Below are 22,253 nucleotides of genomic sequence, written 5' to 3'. Positions count from 1 at the left end.
TGAACGGGACATTGAAGCCTACATCCACTTTTACAATAACGAACGATTACAGGCAAAACTAAACGGCCTCAGTCCAATGGAGTTTAGGACTAAGGCCGTTTAACAGGTTTTATTATTTGTATTGTCTACTTGACGGGGTGCAGTTCACTATAGGCAAATTGCCTTAATGAGACAGCCTCTTTGCTTTTGAATTGGATAAATGATGAAGAACAATAGTTTATTCAGATCAATATTGATGATGCTCTAAGTCGTCTACGTAGTCCTTGGCCTCTTTGAGGCTGACGCCACTTTTTTTTCTAAACTCTTTAATTGCTTGAACTCTCTTTCCTGAAGCAACCAGCATGCGTAATCTATCATCGATATTTATAGTGGCGTTGTTGCGAGTCATACCGGGTGAGGAAGGAGGGGAATTCAGGTTTGGCTTGAGTGATCCCGAAAAATCCGAGTGATTGTTAGCCCGTTGAAGCTCCAATTTTATTTCGTCAACCTGTCTCTGCAAGCTGAACACTTTCAGCCCAAACAGGACGGATAGAACTAATGCACTCACAGCAACAATTTCGATCGTTTCCATTACGAATCTCCCCTTCCTGTTTTGAAAACCTATTATAACACAATTACAATTATTGTAAGGGTGATTTCGAGATGCGGAGCAAGAATGTTTTGATAATGAGAATGATTATTATTATAATAAGAGAGGTGGAAATTGTAAATAGACATGGAAGGTGAACATGATGACATTACAGGAACATATACCATTATGGAATCATGCTGCTATAAGGGTGCTTGATGTTCGTCGGTCTATTTTGCGATCGGGTGAGAGTTTGCAAGGCTTCCGATTGCCAGCTAGTGCCTTCTTATTCGCTGCTGCTGGTGATGCAAAAATTCTCATCGACGGAATGGAGCATATGGTGAATCGTTTTTATGTATGCCATGCCGGAAAAGGCGCTACGATTGATATTGTGCAAGTGAATGAAAAACTCGATTATTATTTTATTTTTTACAAAGCAGTCCTCGTTTTACCAGCTCGTAAAGAACTGTTAAATGTATATAGAGACAATAATCCTTTTCAAATGCAATACGGTTTTGCCCCTGCCTATCCGCTGGGTCTTCTGACGAGAGTCGAGCAAATGTATTCGCACTGGATGCTCGATATTCAATTGGAAAGATTTCATGTGAGAGCGTTGTTTCACCAATTGGTATATGATCTTATGAAGCAGCTCCATGCCGCTGAGGGTACAGCCAAGACTCAGCCGGATTACGTCAGCCAAACGATTCGCTTCATGGAGGAACGTTATGCTGAGACAATCAGTTTACAAGAATTGGCGAGTACTCTTCATTGCAATGAGAGAAAGCTGCAGCGATTATTTAAAGCGCAGCTTCGGATTGGGCCACTGGAGTATCTCATTCAGGTTCGAATGGATCATGCGCAAACGATGTTATTGAATACGAATATGCCGCTTAAAGCCATTGCAGAATCAGTAGGTTATGGTGATAGTTATTATTTTAGCCGAGCCTTTAAGAAGCATATTGGCGTTTCTCCTCTTTACTTCAGAAAGCACCGTCGGATAAGTTCATCCTCTATGTCGCAAAATTCCATTGTCGCAGATAATTCTCTTTCGTATGATAGTGATTGTGATAATCATTATCAACAATTAGACGGAGGAGTTATACGGATGAATAGGAGTAAGAGGTCGATTTTAGCGGTTAGCTTGATGCTCAGTTTAATTTTATTGTTGAGTGCATGTTCGACGGGAAATAGCACGGGAAACAATACGGGAGGGGCTAGTCCAGCTGGAGCTGAATCTAGTGTAGCTTCTACAAATACAAATGTATCGCAGACAGCGCAACAGGCGTATCCTGTTGTTATTAAACATATGAAGGGCGAAACAACACTGGAGCAGCGCCCGCTTAAAATTGCGGTGCTTGATACAAAATTTGTGGATCAATTGGTAACTTTAGAAGAGCAGCCGGCCGGCAGTGTAAAAGCTGCGGCAGATAAAACAGACTTCCCGGCTTATTTAATGGATAAGCTGAAGGATGTTAAATTGCTCGGTACAAGGGATGAGCCCAACCTTGAAGCTATTACAGCCATGGAACCCGATTTAATTATTTGTACGGAATTCCAAGAAGAAGTGTATGAGAGCTTGTCCAAAATTGCTCCAACGATCATGCTCGAATTTAATGAGGATTGGCGCGTCACATTAGATACTTTTGGAAAAATTGTAGGGAAGTCTGAAGAAGCGAAGGCTGTCTTGGAGGCCTACAACGAGAAAACAGAGAAGCTGAAGGTAGAGCTAAAGGCTAAGCTAGGAGATCAGACTGTTGCATTAGCGCGTCCACGTGATGAGGGGATACGGATACATACACCAATCCACCGTACAGGAGCTATTTTATACAATGATTTAGGCTTGAATGCCCCAGAATCGGTTTTGAAGGAAAAGGATACCGCTTATGAAATTGCATTAGAGGCTTTCCCGGAGGTTGGCGCTAATCATTATTTCCTCGTAAAAGATGATATGTTCAAGGCGGCAGTGGACGAAATCCAGAAGACGGAAACGTGGAAAAATGTTGAGGCTGTGAAAAACAATCAAGTCTATGATGTGGATTCAAACATATGGATTGCCTATTATGGCCCGATTGCCATTAATATGATTGTTGACCGGGTAGCTGAAATCTTCCTTGGTAAGGCATAACATGTCAGCAACGCTTTCAAAGTCGGAGTGGGGCAATTTAAAAAGCAGATATAACTTCTCTTATGAGAATAATACTGACTCCGCTGATCGCTCCATTTATTCGAGAAATTTATTGAATAAGGAGCTATGCGAAACCTATCTGGATCGGCTAGGGAGCGAAATAGCTTCGCCATCAAGAAGAGTAACTGCGTCGATGCTCGCGAAGCGATATGCTTATCTAGTCGTTGCACCTGTTCTGTATGCGATGACGGTATACAACAAGAATCTGACCATGACGTTGGACAATTGCCGCTTGGTTTCACCTAGCGACAGCGAGTTCGATGTGACTAAATCCAAGTTTCCTAATTTGAGCTTTGAAGAACCAAGCGTTACGGAACCGGTAGCTGGGGAGCGGAAAGAGTGGCGGGATCAGGTAATAAGAGAACTTTTTGCAGAGCATATTTCTCCATTATTTCGTGCTTTATCTATGGTTGGCGGAATACCTATAGTGATCTTATGGGAGAATGCGATGGTACGAATTGCTCCGCTTTATGACCTTTTGGGGCAAGGCGGTTGCTTTTTTTATTTATTGGTTCTTAATATATAAGGGATTTTGGAATATAAATCGATTCCACATATGCGACTTGACGGCTGGTGTCATAAAGCTGAAGCTCGGGATTTCTTAAGCAGCTTACAAGCATTATTCATTCGAATTTATGTTAAATAGGAAAGAATGGTTTCTCCTGTTACAGCTATGAACATTTGAGCGAAGTAATGGCAGTTAAAGGAGTCATTTCGGCGGCGTCCGCTAGGGAGTTGTGTAACTCTTTTATAAATTTTTTTGAATGTAGAACATATTCTCATGGGGATGCTTCCACCACAAATAGTGAATAGCAGGAGCTTTTCCTGCTATTTTATATTTAGCAGGAAAAGCTCCAGTTAATTTTAAGCTGCGCGCTTATTTGAGTTAATTAACAGGAAAAGCTCCATGTAATTTTGCTTCAAAGCGGCTTTTTAACGATTATGAGTTGAATTAGCAGGAGAAAATCCTGTTAATTGCTAATTTGGGCTGCTCACACCACAAATAGCAGGAGCTTTTCCTGCTAATTTTAATTTAGCTGGAAAAGCTCCATGTAATTTTGCTGCAAAGCGACTTTTTAGGAATTATTTGTTGAATTAGCAGGAGTAAATCCTGCTATTTGTAATTTAGCAGGAAAAGCTCCAGTTAATTTTAAGCTGCGCGCTCATTTGAGTTAATTAGCAGGAAAAGCTCCAKKTAATTTTGCTGTAAAGCGGCTTTTTAGGGATTATGTGTTGAATTAGCAGGAGTAAATCCTGTTAATTGCTAAATTAGGCAGCTACCATCACAAATAGCAGGAGCTTTTCCTGCTAATTTTATTTTAGTTGGAAAAGCTCCTGTTAAATTTTAGCTGCGCGCTCATCTGAGTGAATTAGCTGGAAATTCTCCTGTTAAATTTTAGCTGCGCGCAGCTGACTTAATTAGCTGGAAGTGCTATGCTGAGCATTCTGAAGACTCCATATTATAATAAGTATTATAATAAGTTTGTTTTAATACTTAGTGTGTTGATAGATGTTCAGTTTATCCCGTGCGCTGTTCGATTAGTGCTGCTAATTAGGCACGTATTATGTAAGTTTGACCTGCTGCTCACTCCATGCCCAAAGCCTGGCCGCAAGCTCGGGATTGCTCGCTTTGCTTGCCGTTTGAACGCTTTTGCTGTCGATAAAATATTGGCCGGTCAGATTTGCCGCTTCATCGCTGGATGCTAAATATATTGCCGTCTTTGCCCCTTCAAGCGGCGTTCTGAAAAAAGGCTTGAGCAGCTTATGCACCGTCTTACCGAAGCCGCTCTTGCGATCTACGCCAATATTGGTCGCTACCGCCCCGGGATGAAGACTGTTAACCGTCACCCTCGTACCTGCGAGACGCTTTGCCAGCTCATTCGTGAATAAAATATTCGCGAGCTTCGATTGCGCATAACCTTTTGCGACATTATAGCCCCTTGTTAGGTTCGGATCGTCAAAATGAATTCTTCCAGCCTTATGCGCACCAGAAGATACATTGATAATTCTCCCTTGCGGAGCACGTTGAAGAAGGTCAAGCAGCTCGTTAGTCAGCAAAAAATGTCCCAAATGGTTGATCCCGATTTGCGATTCAAATCCATCCGAGGTTATGCTTCGTTTCAAGGCGACAACCCCTGCATTGTTGATCAACACATCAAGCTGGCTATATTTCTGCTTAAATGCAGCAGTGAAGGTGCGAATGCTGGCAAACGAGCCCAAATCGCAGGTCATGAGGACAATATCGCTGCTGCCGCTTTGGCTGCGCGCTTGTTCAAGTGCACGCTCACCGCGTTCCTTGCTGCGGCATATCATCACGACATGCGCCCCTTGCTTCGCAAGCTCGACCGTTGTCGCAAGCCCCATGCCGGAATTGGCGCCAGTTACTGCTACGACCTTTCCTGTCATATTGCTCATCCAAGCCACCTCCGTCTATTCGTTATTTACAGCTTACCATGTGCAGCGAAGGTATGCCGTACAAATTCAATAAACGATCTGACATGTGGAGACAGCTGATCCTCGTTGCGGTACGCCAAACAGATATGCCGCTGATTTACATACTTTGGCAGATCGCGCATAACGAGCTCGCCGGCTTCGATTTCTCGGATTACGCTTCGGCGCGGCAGGATGCCAACACCCATATTGCATTTTAGAGCTTCCTTAATCGTTTCGATCGCACCCAGCTCCATAACACTTTCCCACTGCAAGCCAGCCCCGGCTGCCCACTCATCGGACAAGGTACGCGAGGTTGAGCCAACCTCATGCAGCAGAAATGTTTCATGTCTAAGCTCTTCGACCTCTACTTGCGCCTGGTTAGCTAACGGATGCTCCGGCGCAAGCAGCAGCTTCAGCTCATCAGCGACTAACGGCTGTATAATAAGGCCTTCTTCCAGCGATTGACCAAGAGAGACGATGCCTATATCGATCTCATAGCTGCGCAGCATAGCAAGCACAGAAGCTGCTTGCTTCACGGTCAGCATGAGGCTTACTTTTGGATACAGCTTGCGGTAGGCGGCAAAGTGCGGCGGCATCACATAGGTTGCTGGCGTGTAGCTCGCCCCCAGCCTCAAACGGCCTTCCCCTTGTTCGCGGCGCTCCAGCATGGCAAGTCTAGCTTCTTCCATAAGAAAAACGATTCGCCTCGCATAGGGAAGCAGATCCACAGCAGCTTCACTTGGCTGAAGACTCCGCGAGTGCTTGCGGAACAGCTCCACGCCAAGCTCCTCCTCAAGCTTTTTGAGATGAAAGCTGATTGTCGGCTGCTTAAGTCCCAGCTTATCTGCAGCTTCCGCGAGCGTTCGACCGCTGCATACCTCCATGAACACATGCAACTGCTGTACATTCATCGCTTGCTCACTCCCTCGCTTTTTGCCTATTAATATAGATTAAATCTATATGTATATCAATATCTATCGATTATATTTCATAATATCTCGACATTACGTTAACAATCATCTGACAAACCGTTGCTAAAGTTAGGAGGTAAGCAAAACAGATAGTGGAGGGAAATCAAAACGATGAAAACGAATGGGAAACGCTGGCTTGGAACCGTTTTGCTAGCTGGATTGATGGCGCTAACAGCTGCATGCGGCAACGGAAATGCCGGAAACACGAATAAAGGGGCAGCAAATGCCGGAAATACACAAACGACGGCTCCTACCGAAGAAGCGCAAGCGACAGAAACAGCTGCCACGGAGGATAAAGGAACGCTTACTGTATACTTGAACGATTTTGACAGCATTATCGCTCCATTATTTGAGGAAGCTACCGGCTACAAGCTGGAGGTCGTTGCGGGCAACGGAGCAGAAATTATGTCCCGCGTTGAAGCAGAAAATGGCAATCCGCACTGGGATGTCATTTGGCTGGATGCGATGCCTTCCATTTACGGACTAGGAGCAAGCGGTCAACTGCTTGAAGGCTGGTTGCCGAATAACGTCGCTAATCTAACTGACTTTGCCAAATCTTTTGTCCCTGAGAAGCAGTGGTATGTTCCTACTGGCGCACATGCTGCGGGAGTTATTGTATATAACAAGGACAAAGTGAAGGCGGAGGATGCGCCAAAATCATGGGAAGACTTCTCGAATGCGAAGTTCAAGAACATGATCGGCATGGCTGATCCAGCTATCGCAGCTCCGGCTTATCCTTTTGTTTCTTGGTTTTTTAAAGAAAAAACAATTGATGGCGGTCAAACGTTCTTTAGCTCGCTGATGGACAATGGGCTTCGTGTATATCCCAAAAATCCAAACGTTGTCAAAGCGCTCGCCGCTGGTGAAATCTCGATCGCAGCACTGCAAGAGAGCAATGCCTATGCGATGAAAAACGATAACGAGCCTATCGAAATTATTTGGCCGGCAGAAGGCGCTCCTGCATCCGTACGGGTAGCTGCGATTCAGAAGGATACCAAAAACCCGAATGCAGCTAAAGCATTTATCGAATTTTTGCTCGATCCAAAAACGCAGCAAGCTTTAATTGATCAAGGCGACGAGAGCTATTTCCAGCCTTCCGTAAACGGCGTAAATGCCAAGCAAGATCGCGCAGCCGATGCGAAGCTCGTTGCAGCCGACGCTTCCTGGGCATCTGAAAATGAAGCGGCAATCAAGCAATGGTTTGCCGATCAGTCCGTTAAGTAAACGATGCAAACCTTTATGAAGGATCGGTTAGGGTGGTTTGTCAGTATCATCCTATTCATCCTCGTCTTATATCCCTTGGCGGCAGTCATTATTCAAGTCCTGCTGCCTGGGGTTTTCTTCGGCAATTGGCAACTCGGGGATCTTGCGCTGCTGCTCGAAATATTCAAGCGTCCCTTATGGCAAAAATCACTCGAAAATTCCGTTGTGCTTGGACTTGGAACGACGGTGCTCGCTACGATTCTCGGCGGCGTGCTGGCAACGATACGCGCCAACTGGTCATTTCCAACAGCTAAGCTGCTGGATGCCTCGGTTTGGCTGCTCATTATTACGCCTTCGTTTATTTTAGCGCAGGGCTGGGTGCTGTTTGCTGCCGGAGGCGGCATCGCTGTTAACCTGCTCGGCTGGCACTGGGTTACGAGCGCTGTTTTTCAGCCTGCCGGACTTATTTTTATTATGACTTTAAGCAAATTTCCGTTCGCTTATTTGAGCGTTCATGCGGCGATGGAGTGGAAGGTTGATCAGCTGTCTCACGCAGCCCGCCTATCCGGAGCATCTGCTTTCACGGTATGGCGTACGATCCAAGCGCCTCTGCTTATGCCAGCCGTTTGGGCTGGAGCAGCGCTTGTCTTTATGGATACAATCGGCGATTTCGGGCTTCCTGCATCGATTGCCGCTGTTTATCGTTTTCCGACGCTGCCTTACTCTATTTACTCGGCAATCTACACATCGCCAATACGATTCGATATGGCAGGCGTCCTGTCCTTTTATCTCGTATTGTTAATCGGCATTGCGATGTTTGTCCAATTTTATGCGATGCGCCGCTCGCGCTTTGATTTCTTATCGGCACGGGCGCAGCGGTCTGCACCGAAGCCAGCTGGAAAGTTTGCTGTGCTTCTTACCACACTAAACTTGTTATTTCTTGCCGTAGTCATCGGCATTCCGATAGGCGCAAACGTACTGATGTCCATATTCAAAACACAGTCAGGCGGTATGAAGCTAGCGAATCTCACCTTGGAGCATTACAGGGAATTGTTCCATAGCTCAAGCACGCTGCTGAAGGGTTTGTCCCATTCCTTAATGATCGCTGGAGTCGCTGCTCTGCTTGGCCTATTATTCGGACTGTGCGTCGCTTATGTCTTAACCTATTCACAGTTCAAATTTAAACGGACGATTGAGGTATTCTCTGTCGTTACGCTTGCTGTTCCCGGCGTCGTGCTGGGCATTGGGTATATTTTCGTCTGGAATCAAAAATGGCTCGATTCAATCGGCTTGCTCCTGTACGGAACGCCTTGGATTCTTGTGCTTGCCGCTATCGCCGGCGCTATTCCCGTCATTACGAGATTGATAGTCGGCGCAATGGCGAAAGTGCCGCTTAGCCTGCTTACTGCCGCGCAGCTGCAAGGCGGTACGCTCGCAAGCCGCGTCCGTTTCATACTTGTCCCTTTAATACGCGGCGCTTTGCTCTCTGCGGGCCTTGCTGCATTTGGCTCCAGCGTGTTTGACTTAGCGGTGAATTCGATCCTGTTCCCGCCAAACTTCCTCACGCTGCCCGTTACGATCAACAAAGCATTCGAGGATTTGGATTTTGGTTATGCTTCAGCGGCAACCGTCGTTGGATCATTTATCGTGATTATGATTATTTTGGCGGTTGAGCTCATGCTCCGTCGCAAGGAGGCAAACACATGACATCGACTGCGATTCAGCAAAGGTATGACGAGGCAAATGAGCCTAAGCCAGCCGCTCCCAAACCGCTGCTTGCAGCATCTGGTTTAATGAAAAGCTACGGATCGTTTCAAGCGCTTAAAGGAATTTCTTTCGACATGCGCGAAGGCGAGATTATTAGCGTGCTTGGACCGTCAGGCTGCGGCAAGTCGACGCTGCTCCAGCTCGTCGCCGGCCTATCCAAGCCGGACGGCGGCCAGCTTAAGCTGGGCGATGAAATTATCGCCTCCCCGTCTGTCATGATGCCCCCTGAGAAGCGCGGGGTGAACATGGTGTTTCAGGACTATGCGCTGTGGCCGCATATGAATGTGTTCGATAACATCGCTTATGGGCTGCATAGAAGCAAGATGGCTCGGGCGGATATTCAGCAGCGCGTTCAGGAGCTGCTGGCAATGCTCCATCTTGAAGGGCTTGAGCGCAGGCTGCCGCCGCAGCTCTCTGGCGGCCAGCAGCAGCGGGTCGCTATTGCGAGGGCAATTGCTACTAGGCCGAAGCTGATGCTGCTCGATGAGCCGCTCTCCAACCTTGATATGCGGCTTCGCGTAGAAATGCGTACCGAGATGGCGTATTTATTCCGCCAATTAGGCATGAGCGTTTTTCATGTTACGCATGACCCGGAGGAAGCCTTCGCTATGGCCGATCGGCTGCTTATTTTGCGCAACGGGCAAATTGATCAGATGGGCACGCCGCAGCAATGCTTCACGCGTCCGGCCAGCCGCTGGGCAGCTTCTTTGCTTGGAGCAATCAACGGCTTGCGCGGCGAGGTCATAAACGGAGACAGCGGCAGCGCTGTCCGCATCGGCTCATCGATCATTCACGGTTTGCTCGCGCCACAGCAGCAGAACCTAAGTGACCATTCGCAAGCGATTATTATGTTCCGTCCTGAGGAAGCCGAGGTCATCGAGCGAAGTGACGCCTCGGCCGTGCTTTCATTAGCTTCACCGCAGGAGCGGACAGACAATACGATTCAGCTTCAAGTGCTTCACTGTACCTTTGAAGGCAATCGCTGGCGCGCAGTTGCACAAACGAACTGCGGACAGAAGGTATATCTAGTGCTCGCAGTCCCGTTAGAGGCTGGCGAGCATGTAACGATAAAGCTAGCCATTCGCTCTGCTTTCATTTACCCGAATGAGGAAGAAAGGTAGTCGATTCATTTGTATAATCCAACAAAAACAGACTCGCGTCTTTTAGCCATTGCAGATATACACGGTTATGAAGAAGAACTGCTGCTTTTGCTTCAAGAAGCAGCTTATAACCCGCACCATGATCGGCTTATTTTGCTGGGCGACTACATCGATGCCGATAGGCCCGCTACATGGGGCACGCTAGATACGATTCACCAGCTTATCAACGAAGGTGCACAGGCATTGCTTGGAAATCAGGAGCTGCGGCTTCTTGCATCCGCTGAGTCCAGCAGTACGCTTCACCCGGAAACGAAAGAATGGCTGCATAAGCTTTCATTGTATGTAGTAGTCGGCCAATATTTATTCGTTCATGCAGGCATTCGGCCAGGTGTCCCTCTGCATAAGCAAAAAAAGAAGGACCTAACGGAAATTCGCGACGAGTTTATTTATACGCCTTTGCCTGATTCGGACGAGGCGCAGTCGTACACCATTATTTTTGGCCATACACCAACGTTCAAGCTGGATGCTTCTTCCCCTGGAGCCATATGGCAAGGAAATCGACGGCTCGCCATTGATACTGGGGCCAAGCATGGCTGTCGCTTAACACTGCTTGATGTCAGCAGCCTATTGAGCTATTCATGCTCGACTGCGCCAGAGAGCCGCGGCGGCGATTTCAAATTGCTTAAGCTCTAACCCATTTAACTCACAAAAAAAAGCGCTGCCCGTATGCATTTACGGGTCAAGCGCTTTTTCTCTTTTTAAATAGAGCTGTTTATATTACTATTTCGTTCAAAAGCAACGATYCAATCCCCTTGGACTGCCGCATAACCTGTGTCACCCTCAACAACCAAGCCGTACAAATTTTTGACGTCTACATATTCCTTGCGAGTGCCATTATCGAATTCAAGCGTGATGTAATAATACGTACGGGATGAATTGCTGGTATGCCCCACTCCATCGTGGTTGTGGTGATTCGTATGATGGCGAACGTCCATGCGCTTGGCTACAACGCGCGCGTAAGTCGTTTCTTTTGGCGCGGTCGAATTTTTGAAATATTTAACAATGCTAAAAATAATGCCGCCAATAACGAGCACGAATACGATCATTATAAATATAGGAACAATCGTAAACATGATTCCTCCGCCTGGAGGGCCGAATCCAAATCCATTCACAAACCATCACATCCAATCTTTTCTTTTCATGTCATTAATTTTACTATTAATACGCTCTTCCGACTAGTCTGATGCGGTATAGGCTGCAAAAACCGAGGTTAATTAATAAAAAGGAAGGGAGTAACGAAGCGGATTGTTGGGGCTTAATAGAGTTAGGAGATAGGCTCACGCAGAAAAGAGCGGCTGGACGCTGCGCACGTCGGATAGCTGGATAGCCGCTCAGCGGGATCATTTTTATTTTGACAGCAGTTAAGCCTCATTCATGCTTATGTAACGGAAAACGATCGATGATCTCGTACATAGGGGACTCGTTCATATGGGTGAGCATGAGCACAAACTGATCGATTTCCCAGCTGAACGATGAGGCAATAGACGTCGCTGCTTCAATCGGCATTCGATTAGCGTCAGCGAAACCTTTGGCAAGCGTGATGTGCGGCGCGTAGGGACRATCGTCTGGAATGAAGCCGACTGAACTCGTTGCCCGAATAATCTCCTGGTGAAGAGCGGACAGTTCTTTTAAGTTTCCGCTAACAGCACCCCATAGAACGCGTGGAGCAGCGGGCGGGCCAAATGTTCCGATTCCGCTCCAAGTTAAGGAAAAAGCATTTGCTCTTACTTTTTTTAGAGCGGCTGCCAGCTCTTCAAGCTGAGCAGCCGAAGTGTCGCCTAAAAACTGAAGCGTAATATGGTAATCACTCGGATGCGTCCATTTACGGAAAGGCAGCGTGTGCTTATGATCTTCTGCCCAGCTTTCCAGCTCCTTGGACACAGATGATGATACAGGTATAGCCACGAACAAGCGCATTATATTTTCCCTCCTAATCTCAGTATGCAGCCATAACACTCGGACCATTCATTCTGCACGTTAGATTTGGACTTTTTTTCCATTCCAAATACTTTTAAGTAAACCAAATATCGCGGAAGCGTACCCAGCCCAGCGATTCCAATGAAATGCCGCGCACGGAAGGGTGGAACGCAGTTTTTAAATGTTTACGGTAGAGGAAAAACAAGCTGTGCCTGGCTTTGAGCTGAGCCTCGATGTCTATGAATATCGCTTCTCGGCGTGCTCGATCCGGCTCGCCCAATATCATCTGGATGCTGTGCTCCAGCATATCATGAACCTCGGGAAGCGCATGCTGCTGCATGCTTTTGTACAAATCAATTAGTCTCAGCTCGCGATGCTCGTCCAGCATGACAGCGAAAAGCAGCAGATCGGCGGACATGCGTGCTGTTCCTTTAAATTGCTCGGCAGGAATGAGATTAATTTGCAGCGGAATGCCTGATTTCGCATACACCTTCTGAATGATCTCTGCATCGGCTGCATACTGCGGAATCGTAGCTAGTACCAGCGGTTCGCCTTGATAGCCGGAGCTGGCAAGCGCTTGCTTGATTACGCTCCAATCAATGGGGGCTGCATCCTGTGTTTGATCAATCTGGTTCAGCCAGAAGCTGTTGACTCCTTCAATGACATCACCGGATAGCAGCTGCAAAAGCTCTGTCCGCTCGATAGCGAGGTTAATTGCCGCTCGTATGGCGGGGTTTGCCAGCAAGCCGTGCTTTTGTTCATTAACTGTGATGAATTTACAGGTCATGCCGGACTGTCTAACCTGCTGCCATCGTTCAGCTGCCATATCCGTTAGTCTCGCGTTGTGCATGATTTGAAACGATTGCAGCTCAGCGTGGTTTTCGCGCGTTGCCTCCTCGGCAACGGTCCACACTTCAACACGATCGAGGAATGCTCTGCCTCGGAAATAGGCAGCAAAAGCTTCCAATATCCAGACGCCTTGATCATTTCCGGCGAATCGAAACGGGCCTGTACCAATCGGTTTGCTGCCAAATTGCTCGCCAGCAGCCGAACAAGCATCTTGAGGCACGATAGAGGCGCGATTAGTTGTCAAAAAAGAGAGAAAAGCTTCGTTTCGCTCGGATAGTTGAATGCGAATGGTTGTGTCATCCGGTGTATCCATAGAAATGATGTTGGTGTAAGCCCAGCTGTAGAGCCCTTGCGGTGCCAGCCTTTTAAGCCGTTCTAGCGAATATTTGACGTCTGATGAATCCAGCTCACGGCCATGATGGAACAGAACGCCCTTGCGCAAATAGAAAGTCCAGCGCGTACGCGATTCATCAACCTCCCACGCATGGGCAAGCTGCGGCAAAATCTGCTCGCCCCTCGGATCGATGCGAACGAGCCCATCAAATATTTGATTAACAAGGTGGGACTCGCCCGTGTAATGGATAGCTGCCGGATCTAGCGAATAGATGGTCTGCGGAAGCGGGAACCGCAAAATATCAGTGCGCCGCTTGCCCTGCACCTCCGAATGAAATCCGAATTGACCAGAGAGCCATTCCTGAAACTGGTCGCGCAGCAAAGGCGCTTCTTCGATTTGCTGGAGAAGCTCAAGCGCCGAATGCAAATCCTGCTTTTGCATCATTTCTTGCGCTTCCTCCAGCGCGACTTGTTCCTTGCTGACGAGGAAGGAGAGGGCAGAGCGATTGCCTCGTCCCCGCTTTGGCTCCCACACTAACCACTCTTCCTGCTGCATACGCTTCAATAAAAGTACCATATTCCGATGTGTGCAATCGAGCAAATTTGCGAGCTCCTGTGTTGTAACCTCGAAGGGGATATTCTCTTGAATACTCGGATATGAGCGCCTAAGCGCGAGATAATGCCTGCGGATTTTCATGCAAATTACTCCTAACTCGAAAATATGAAATTTTCCAATTATAACTTACACTTTTTGTTCTTGTTTTCTAGGTTACAATAAAAGGAGTAAATTAACAAATCCAGTTTAAAGATGGAGTGAGTGAAAAATGAGAGATCCAGCACCATGGCAAAAAAGGTATGAGAAAATGCTTATTCTTGCCCTTCTGTTTGGTCTAGTCAGTCAATATTTGTTCGTAGGAGCAGCCGCAGGCATTTCGGTTATCGTGTTCATTGCCAGCTTTTATGGGTTGTTTTTCTATTCCATAAAGGGGAGGATGGGGGGCTTTGAGAAATGGCAAGGTCAAGCCCGATCTGGCTGGCTGCTGCTCATTCCAATCTTTTTACTGACGCTAACGTATGCGCTATATGATAACGGTCTGTTCCGCCAGCTGAATATGTTTGCATTGTTTGCGTTGATCATTTCTCAGACGGTGCTTATGACGAGCAGCAGTGTGAAGCCGTGGTACCGAGGCGTATTTTATACAGAGCTATTATTTCTGGCTTTAATTAAGCCGTTTGCTTTTATAGGCGTACCGTTTAACCTGGTTAATGATCGTTTGAGAGGAAAAGAGAAAGGTGAGAACTCGGCGAAAAGCAAGCTTGGAAAAATATCGCTAGGACTGCTCCTGTCCGCACCTATCCTTTTTGTCGTTATTGCGCTGCTTGCTTCAGCGGATGAAATTTTCCTATCGTGGCTGATTGAGATTCCGGGCGTCATGGATCGTTTCTCTTTAGTGGAGAGCATCTGGCGCATAATCGTAGCAGCAGTATTCGCGTTTTATGCTTTTTGCTACATATGGGGATTGCTCTTTAATAAGGTAACAGATACAAAAAAAGATTCACCGACAGATACGCCGGGTGCTGCGATACAGCCAAACGGACGTATCGAATTTGATCCCATCACTGCTGGGACGCTGCTTGTCAGTATTAATATCGTTTACGTGCTGTTTGTTATCATTCAGTTCTCCTATTTGTTCGGAGCGGCAAACGGTCTGCTGCCTGAGGGAGCTGCGTATGCCGAATATGCACGCAGAGGTTTTGCGGAATTAATTATGGTTGCACTCATTAACGTTTGCTTGCTTATGTGCGGTTTGCATCTCATTCGGCGCACTAGCGCAGCAGCGGAGTGGATCCGCAAGCTGTCTCTTACCGTGTTGATAGGCTGTACAATCATTATGCTTATTTCCGCTTACAGCAGGCTCTCTTTGTACGAGGAGGCTTATGGCTTCACACAGACAAGACTACTGGTTCATGGCTTTATGATTTATCTGGGCTTTTTGCTCGTCGTTGCATTGCTGCGTATATGGAAAGAGCATTTCTCGATGGGCAAGGTCTATATATGCATATCTATTATTGCATTTGTTGTGATGAACTATATCAACATAGATGCGCGGATTGCTGAGAACAATGGTGATCGCTACGAACGAACAGGTAAGATTGATATCGCTTATCTCGGTACGCTGTCCACAGATGCGGCGCCGGCGCTGCTAAAGCTGCAAGCGAAGCATCCGGAGTTGAAGGGGCTGAACGGAGTAATAAATAAGCTTCAGGATAAGGCCCGTAAGCATAACAAGTGGCAATCTTGGAATCTATCGAAGCAACGGGCTAAATAATTGGAGAAAGGCAAGGTCGTTTGTATGATGAAAATATCCCTTTTTGATCGTAGTATTCGACTTATCCTCTCACTTGTCGGATTTCCACTGTTAATCGTACAGTATTTGATAACGGTCTATGAGCAAAAAAAACATAAACCTACGGGCTGGCATGCCGACATCGGCTCACGCAAGCTGCATGTTACCGTGACGGGTCATGGTTCGCCAACAATTATTTTAGAAGCGGGGATGGGCGGTTGCTCGCTGGATTGGGCACTCGTTGCTCCGGCGCTTTCGACGAAGGCGAACGTGATTACTTATGATCGCGCAGGGTTTGGCTGGAGTGAGGCGGTGCTTGATCTGCCTACTTGCAGCGCTTATGTTGATGATTTGCGTTCACTGCTGAGAACGCTTGGCGCAGCTCCGCCCTATTTGCTAGTTGGCCATTCCTACGGCGGGATGATTATGAGGCTGTTCGCCTCGCGTTATCCGGAGGAAGTATGCGGCCTTGTGCTTGTTGATGCGACGCACGAGAGCCGCTATCTGCCGGAGCAAACAACCGCTGGCCGGCAAAAACAGCTGTTTAGCCACCGTTCCCAATATAGACTAGGCTATATGCTGGCGCCGCTTGGCATACCGAGATGGCTGAAGCAGCATATCGGCTCTAAGCGTTTGCCGGAAGAATGGCTGGCGCCAGTACGCGCATTAGGCTACAAGGCAAGTGCGTATAGGGCTGTCTATGCTGAGCTGCTTAGTACGACGGAAAGCAGCCTGCAATTAAAAGCTGCCGAGCCGCTTAAGCAGGATTTGCCTGTTATTGTATTAAGCGCAGGGAAGCAGAATGAGGAATGGCAGCAGGGGCAGCGGAAGCTTACAAATTTGACCAAGCGCACGAATCAGATTATAGTCGAGGATAGCTGGCACTCTATTCATATTCATAGACCAGATGCTGTAGTTCACGCTATTAATCGTTTATTAGATGAAATAGATTTGTCTAGTTATCGCTAAAATGTAAGGAGTTTTGCAGTAATGCGCATGACCAAAAAACGTTTATTGTGGATTTTACCATTAGCTATTCTCGTAGTAGCCGCTTTTCTTTATTACGAGAATAATGCGATCGGAATAACAAAATATGAAATCAGCTCGGCGAAGCTTCCTGAAGGAGTCAGCTCTTATCGTATCGTTCACTTAACAGATCTTCACAGCAAGTCCTTCGGCAAGGAGCAAAGCACAATTACGAGCAAGGTAAAACAGCTGAAGCCGGACCTCATTGTAATGACAGGCGACTTGGTTGACAGCAGAAGATACAATGCAGAAACTAGCCTTACCTTGATGCGCAAAATGACGGAACTGGCTCCTGTCTATTATGTGACCGGAAACCATGAATATGGCCCGAGGTTAACCGCATTACAGAAGGCGTTGAAAGAGCTGGGCGTCCACGTGATGCGCAACAAAAGCGAAATGATAAAGCTGGGTAATGGGGAGATTCGAATGGCTGGCGTAGATGATCCGGTTTTTAATTTAAAGGCAGATGGAGACGTTGCGAAGCTGAATGAAAATATGGCGGCTGCGATGCAAGCAACAGAATCGGAAAACAACTCCGACACGCTCACTATCCTTTTATCGCATCGCCCGGAGCTTTTTTCGGTCTACACGCAGCACAAAATTGATTTGACCTTCTCCGGCCATGCGCATGGCGGACAGGTGCGTTTGCCTTTTTTGGGTGGGCTCGTGGCCCCGGGGCAAGGCTTCTTGCCAAAGTATGACGGAGGCAAATATGTGGAAGGCGGCACAACGATGATCGTCAGCCGCGGACTCGGCAATAGCATTTTTCCACAAAGAATATTTAATCGCCCAGAGGTTGTACTGGTTGAGCTTACGCGTCCGTAACGCTCAGCATCCACGAAACTATGTGGAAAAGCTCTCTTTCTAATAGCAAAAGATTCCAATGGCAGTCCAGCAAAGCAGCAGCGAAATGAGTTCGATTTCTCGTCGAACTGGTTTCGCTGTTGCCGCTTTTGCAATAAATAAGTTCGTTTCGGCTATGTCCAAAATACAAGCGATACTATAGAATGAAAACGTTCCTACTAGTCATCCAAACCACCAAAGGAGAGTCATAATGAAGATGAAGAAAAAAGTGAGTTTAGCGATTGCTGCTCTCATATTGTTTGGAAGCGTTGTCAATTTTGTTCCGAGTTCGGTAAAAGCAGCTGAATCGACTAGCACGGATACCCAGATTTCCATCCTAGGTACTTCGGATATTCACGGACGGTTTATGCCATGGGATTATGCTCTTGACGGTCCCAATCCCACGGGGAGTTTAACGCAGTTATTTACAATGATCAAAAAAGTTCGCGAAGAGAACCCGAATACGGTTTTACTGGATGCAGGGGATATGATTCAGGGCAATTCGGCTGAATTATTTAATGATCAACCGAAGTCTCCGATGATGGTGGCCATGAATGAAATGAACTATGATGCATGGGTAATGGGCAATCATGAGTTCAACTTCGGGCTCGATGTGTTCAATAAGATTACCACTCAGTATAAAGGTCAAAGACTGGGCGGGAACATCTATAAGGACAATGGCGATCGATTCTTGCCTGCGTATACCATTATCGAAAAAGCTGGCATAAAAATTGGAGTTATTGGAATGGATACGCCAATGACGACTGAATTTGAAAAAGGAACGGATCATCTAGACGGCATTGTATTCAAAAACCCTGTTGATGAAACGAAAAAAGCAATCAAAGAATTAGAAGGTAAAGTAGATGTAATGGTTGGCCTTATGCATATGGGGCTGGAGAACGAAAATGGTGTACCAGGTACTGGCGTAGCTGATATTGCCAATGCGAACCCGGAGCTGGCTGCTATTTTTGCAGGTCACATGCATAAGCTCATTAAAGAGGRTACGGTGAATGGCGTTTTAATTGTTGAACCGGATAAATACGGAACGCATGTTTCTCGTATCGACCTTACGTTCACGAAGCAAGGTGATAAGGTAGTTCTTAAAGATAAGAAAGCTGCTGCATTGCCTGTTAAAGCGGCCGATGGAACGACTGAAGTATCGGATCCAGCATTGGAATCCACGCTGCAGCCGTATCATAATTTTGCTAGGGCAGATGCGAATATCGAAGTAGCACAGCTTAAAGGAATGAATCTTGTAGCTAAAAATGAAATTAATGATATTCCGACTGTACAAATTCAGGAAACACCGTTATCAGACTTCTTTAACGAGGTCATGTTGTATTACAGCAAGGCAGATGTCGTTGCTCATCAGATTGATAACGATAAGGCGCGGCTGGATGTAGGTCCTATTAAGAAAAAAGATATAGCCTATAACTATCAGTTTGCTCTAGGAGAAATTACCGTTTACCAAGTAACGGGTAAAGATTTGAAAGATTACATGGAATGGGCAGCAGGCTATTTTAACTCAACACGACCTGGCGATGTAACGGTTAGCTTTGATAAGACACGACGCGCTTCCAAATATAGCACAAACGATTTTTTTGGCGGCGTCAAATATGAAATTGATCTAACGAAGCCTGCTGGCAGTAGAATCACGAACTTACGTAAAATGGATGGCAGCAGCATCAAACCAGACRATGTGATTAAACTCGGTATGAACGCCTATCGGATGGATGCACTTAAAGCCAAAGGTGGAGCACTTGAAGGACGCAGCTTTGAGCAGCTTTGGTCTTCGAAGGATGCAAGCACATTTGGCGAAATGGACGGAACCATTCGTAATCGTGCCATTGCGTACTTAAAAGACGTGAAAAAAGGTGTATACGAGCCTAAAATTCAAAGCAATTGGAAAATTACAGGTGTAGATACGAAATCTCCTGAACGCGCAGATGTAGTTGAGCTTATTAATACCGGTATATTGGAGATTCCGAAAACGGAGGATGGCAAATATACCAATGTAGCCTCAATTAACATTTTGGATGCGGTCACTGAAAATGAAATAGCTGAGTTGTCTAACAAAGCAAAGGTGGAGCAAAGTCTATTTGCCGGCGTGAAGACAAAAGGCKAGTTCTACCATAAACTGAATGCGGCGATTAAGGCGGCAGTGACTACCCCAGAGGTAACTACTCCGGAAGTCATCATTCCAAAGGAACCAGTTAAGCCTAATCCTAAACCTGATCCTAAACCAACAGTAAAGCCGGTCGTTAAGAAGCAAGCAAAGGTTACAGCATACTTCTTGAATGTTCGTGCTGAAGCTTCTTCGAAGGCTAAGATTTATACGGCTGTACCAAAAGGCACTGTTCTTGAAGTGTTAGGAACGGAGCACGGCTGGGTGAAGGTTTCGTATAAAGGGAAAATAGCATATGTGTATGGTAAATATGTAGATATGATTTAATATTTTATTTTGCTTAGTGCCCAGTCTTTGTAGACTGGGCACTTTTTGGGTAAATACTATTTTCCCAAATAGACAAAAAGAGACCCACAGCATTCGGTGCTGTGGGTCTTCATTATATATATTACAAAAGGGGGTTGTTTTCATTATAGTAGGCTTTCATTAAAACGAGATGAAAATTATATTTCAAGTTTATTACAAATGATTGGAAAACGATGTAATACTCGCTTGCATATCGAGGAGAAGCAATGAATAGACTTGTTAAAAGCAGAAAACTTGTCCGATTATGCTTGTCTAGAGAGGGTGGGAAATTACGATATGAAGCATTCACAATCGAGTATTGCGATATTAGGGATAGGTACGGCGGTTCCGCCTCATCTTGTTGATCAAGCGGATACAGCACGAAGGTTAGTCGATGCATTAAGCGATAAGCCGGATTCCGCCCGTTGGGGAAGAAGGATTTTTAAGCAATGYGGCGTGCAAAGCCGGTATACTTGTGAACCGAATCTGCTCGCGGAAGCAGCCGAATGCCGCTACTTGCCGAGCGCTTCACCGGAGACCGCTCCCTCGACAGCGGAACGTATGGGGATATATAAGCGGGAATCCGTTCCGCTTGGGCTTCATGCAGCGAGACAAGCTTTGGCAGATGGAGAGGTTGATGCGGCTGAGATTACACATCTTATTACGGTCAGCTGTACCGGACAATTTTTGCCCGGAATGGATGCAGCCATCATACATCAATTAGGACTAGCCCCCACGATAACCCGTATCCCGCTTAATTTTCTCGGCTGTGCTGCAGGGCTTAAAGCCATTGGCCTGTCACGCCAAATTGTATCGAATGACAGTAACGCTAATGTACTTGTTGTCTGCGTCGAGTTATGCACGCTGCATATTCAGCCATCTGGCGATAAGGAATCGTTATTTGCCGCCTCATTTTTCGGGGATGGAGCTTCAGCCTGCGTCATTGGTGCGGGCAAGCCGAATCACAGGCCTATTTTTGCGCTAGGCGAAGAACGTTCAGTTCTGCTGCCTGAATGCGCAGAGGAAATGGTGTGGGAGGTTGGCAACCACGGCTTTGACCTATACCTCTCCCCGCATATTCCGAAGCTGATCGGCGAATTTATTCCCGCGGAAGTAAAGCAATTATGCGGGGATGATGCGCTGGATCTATGGGCAATCCACCCAGGCGGCAAAGGAATTATCGATATTTTGCAAAATAAGTTCGAGCTTACAGATGAGCAAACCTCGCATAGCTTAGGCGTGCTGCGCGATTATGGCAATGTCTCCTCCGCAACGATTCTGTTTGTACTGAACGCCATGAGATCGCATCTTCAAGAAACAGGCTCGGAGCGAGTAGGCGGCATTGCACTCGCATTTGGTCCAGGCTTAACCGCTGAGATGATTAAGATTGCTTATGTTCCCGCTGTACTTACGGGGGATCAAGAGCAAATGGCGGACGAGGCATATGTCTAGAAGCTTGCGTCATCGGGCTGCAGCTGCTGAGCTTATGGATGATTTTTCAATTGGCGGGGCTGAGCTGCACGAGGCTTTGCGTCAGCTTCGTCAACTGAACCGTATTTTTGCTGCAGCCGCACCGACGATTTACGGCGTCGAACGACTTTGGGAGCAAGCGAATAAGCCGAGAAGTCTGACCATTCTTGATGTTGGAGCGGGCTCAGGCGATGTGAACCATGAGCTGCTGAAGTGGGCTGATGGACGGGGAATTGACCTTTCTATTCAGCTAGTGGATATAACGGAAGAGGCTTGCGAGGAGGCTAGGCGGATTTTTCAGAAGGAGCCAAGAGTCCGGATTAAGCAAGGAGATTTGTTTGATTTGGCGGATGGCAGTGCGGATATCGTAACAGGGACGCAGTTTTTGCATCATTTCTCTGAGGAGGAGCTGCCGCATGCAGCTGCAAGTATGATCAAGGCATCACGGCTTGGCGTGGTTATCAATGACATCCACCGTCACTGGATCGCATGGGCTGCGGTATGGATTACGACTCGGATCATTTCCACTAATCGATACATTTTGCATGACGGTCCATTATCGGTTGCCAAGGGCTTTCGCGCAAAAGATTGGAAGCTTCTTGGCCAAAAACTGGGCAATGGTTCTATCAGCTACAGCTGGAGGCCTTTGTTCCGATATGCGGTCGTTATTAGCAAGTCACATAACAGTCCATTTGACGGAGCTGAGTAAA

The 22,253-nt window shown here is 46.8% G+C and carries 19 protein-coding genes; 13 read left to right on the top strand and 6 right to left on the bottom strand.

Annotation, left to right across the window (positions count from 1 at the left end):
* The first annotated feature begins 10 nt into the window (after positions 1 to 10).
* A complete protein-coding gene (locus AB4Z17_RS15460; protein ID WP_441880815.1) occupies positions 11 to 103 on the top strand; it encodes an IS3 family transposase in 93 nt (30 codons plus the stop codon).
* Positions 104 to 226: 123 nt separating this feature from the next.
* On the opposite strand, the gene AB4Z17_RS15455 is transcribed toward AB4Z17_RS15460, so the two are convergent.
* Entirely contained in the window at positions 227 to 571 is a 345-nt protein-coding gene (locus AB4Z17_RS15455; protein ID WP_441913805.1) for a hypothetical protein, read from the bottom strand.
* A 157-nt stretch (positions 572 to 728) separates the two neighbouring features.
* Between AB4Z17_RS15455 and AB4Z17_RS15450 the strand changes: the two genes are divergently transcribed.
* A complete protein-coding gene (locus tag AB4Z17_RS15450) occupies positions 729 to 2,693 on the top strand; it encodes an ABC transporter substrate-binding protein (RefSeq protein ID WP_441913806.1) in 1,965 nt (654 codons plus the stop codon).
* A 1-nt stretch (position 2,694) separates the two neighbouring features.
* Entirely contained in the window at positions 2,695 to 3,279 is a 585-nt protein-coding gene (locus AB4Z17_RS15445; protein ID WP_441960670.1) for an IucA/IucC family C-terminal-domain containing protein, read from the top strand.
* A gap of 1,037 nt (positions 3,280 to 4,316) precedes the next feature.
* Here AB4Z17_RS15445 and AB4Z17_RS15440 read toward each other — a convergent pair.
* Both AB4Z17_RS15440 and AB4Z17_RS15435 read right to left on the bottom strand, forming a co-directional pair.
* Positions 4,317 to 5,159: an SDR family oxidoreductase gene (locus AB4Z17_RS15440; RefSeq protein WP_441960674.1), complete on the bottom strand. Its 843-nt coding sequence runs from the start codon at positions 5,157 to 5,159 to the stop codon at positions 4,317 to 4,319.
* A gap of 35 nt (positions 5,160 to 5,194) precedes the next feature.
* Positions 5,195 to 6,097, bottom strand: coding sequence for a LysR substrate-binding domain-containing protein (locus tag AB4Z17_RS15435; RefSeq protein ID WP_441960668.1), 903 nt, complete (start codon positions 6,095 to 6,097; stop codon positions 5,195 to 5,197).
* A gap of 171 nt (positions 6,098 to 6,268) precedes the next feature.
* Here AB4Z17_RS15435 and AB4Z17_RS15430 point away from each other — a divergent pair, with 171 nt between their 5' ends.
* Genes AB4Z17_RS15430 through AB4Z17_RS15415 form a run of 4 tightly spaced genes read left to right on the top strand, consistent with a single transcriptional unit; the run spans position 6,269 to position 10,920 of the window.
* The gene (locus AB4Z17_RS15430) at positions 6,269 to 7,381 is read left to right on the top strand and encodes an extracellular solute-binding protein (RefSeq protein WP_441960666.1); all 1,113 of its coding nucleotides are present in this window, start codon (positions 6,269 to 6,271) and stop codon (positions 7,379 to 7,381) included.
* Positions 7,382 to 7,396: 15 nt separating this feature from the next.
* A complete protein-coding gene (locus AB4Z17_RS15425; RefSeq protein ID WP_441960664.1) occupies positions 7,397 to 9,067 on the top strand; it encodes an ABC transporter permease in 1,671 nt (556 codons plus the stop codon).
* On the top strand, positions 9,064 to 10,248 hold the full coding sequence (locus AB4Z17_RS15420; protein ID WP_441960662.1) for an ABC transporter ATP-binding protein: 1,185 nt from the start codon (positions 9,064 to 9,066) through the stop codon (positions 10,246 to 10,248). The genes AB4Z17_RS15425 and AB4Z17_RS15420 overlap by 4 nt, the downstream gene beginning before the upstream one ends.
* Positions 10,249 to 10,257: 9 nt before the next feature.
* Complete coding sequence (locus AB4Z17_RS15415; RefSeq protein WP_441960660.1) at positions 10,258 to 10,920, top strand: metallophosphoesterase; 663 nt, start codon at positions 10,258 to 10,260, stop codon at positions 10,918 to 10,920.
* A 65-nt stretch (positions 10,921 to 10,985) separates the two neighbouring features.
* On the opposite strand, the gene AB4Z17_RS15410 is transcribed toward AB4Z17_RS15415, so the two are convergent.
* The 3 genes from AB4Z17_RS15410 to AB4Z17_RS15400 all read right to left on the bottom strand — a co-directional run bounded on the left by AB4Z17_RS15410 (position 10,986) and on the right by AB4Z17_RS15400 (position 14,083).
* On the bottom strand, positions 10,986 to 11,360 hold the full coding sequence (locus AB4Z17_RS15410) for a DUF2500 domain-containing protein (protein WP_441960658.1): 375 nt from the start codon (positions 11,358 to 11,360) through the stop codon (positions 10,986 to 10,988).
* 295 nt (positions 11,361 to 11,655) lie between these two features.
* Positions 11,656 to 12,204, bottom strand: coding sequence for an RNA 2',3'-cyclic phosphodiesterase (gene thpR / locus AB4Z17_RS15405; protein WP_441960656.1), 549 nt, complete (start codon positions 12,202 to 12,204; stop codon positions 11,656 to 11,658).
* Positions 12,205 to 12,298: 94 nt separating this feature from the next.
* Positions 12,299 to 14,083 carry an ABC transporter substrate-binding protein gene (locus AB4Z17_RS15400; protein ID WP_441960654.1) on the bottom strand — a complete coding sequence of 595 codons (1,785 nt, stop codon included), beginning with the start codon at positions 14,081 to 14,083 and terminating at the stop codon, positions 12,299 to 12,301.
* A gap of 127 nt (positions 14,084 to 14,210) precedes the next feature.
* Between AB4Z17_RS15400 and AB4Z17_RS15395 the strand changes: the two genes are divergently transcribed.
* From AB4Z17_RS15395 to AB4Z17_RS15370, 6 genes are all read left to right on the top strand, one after another.
* Positions 14,211 to 15,716 carry a DUF4153 domain-containing protein gene (locus AB4Z17_RS15395; protein WP_441960652.1) on the top strand — a complete coding sequence of 502 codons (1,506 nt, stop codon included), beginning with the start codon at positions 14,211 to 14,213 and terminating at the stop codon, positions 15,714 to 15,716.
* A gap of 24 nt (positions 15,717 to 15,740) precedes the next feature.
* Entirely contained in the window at positions 15,741 to 16,703 is a 963-nt protein-coding gene (locus AB4Z17_RS15390) for an alpha/beta fold hydrolase (protein ID WP_441960650.1), read from the top strand.
* 21 nt (positions 16,704 to 16,724) lie between these two features.
* Entirely contained in the window at positions 16,725 to 17,585 is an 861-nt protein-coding gene (locus tag AB4Z17_RS15385) for a metallophosphoesterase (RefSeq protein ID WP_441960648.1), read from the top strand.
* Between the two features lie 235 nt (positions 17,586 to 17,820).
* Positions 17,821 to 20,055: a 5'-nucleotidase C-terminal domain-containing protein gene (locus AB4Z17_RS15380; RefSeq protein ID WP_441960672.1), complete on the top strand. Its 2,235-nt coding sequence runs from the start codon at positions 17,821 to 17,823 to the stop codon at positions 20,053 to 20,055.
* A 315-nt stretch (positions 20,056 to 20,370) separates the two neighbouring features.
* A complete protein-coding gene (locus AB4Z17_RS15375) occupies positions 20,371 to 21,525 on the top strand; it encodes a type III polyketide synthase (protein ID WP_441913265.1) in 1,155 nt (384 codons plus the stop codon).
* On the top strand, positions 21,518 to 22,252 hold the full coding sequence (locus AB4Z17_RS15370) for a methyltransferase domain-containing protein (RefSeq protein WP_441960646.1): 735 nt from the start codon (positions 21,518 to 21,520) through the stop codon (positions 22,250 to 22,252). Before AB4Z17_RS15375 ends, AB4Z17_RS15370 begins: the two co-directional genes overlap by 8 nt.
* Position 22,253: the final 1 nt, after the last annotated feature.

It is taken from the genome of Paenibacillus sp. TAF43_2 (assembly GCF_052113545.1).
GTDB lineage: Bacteria > Bacillota > Bacilli > Paenibacillales > Paenibacillaceae > Pristimantibacillus.
This window is presented reverse-complemented; position numbering and strand designations above follow the sequence as displayed.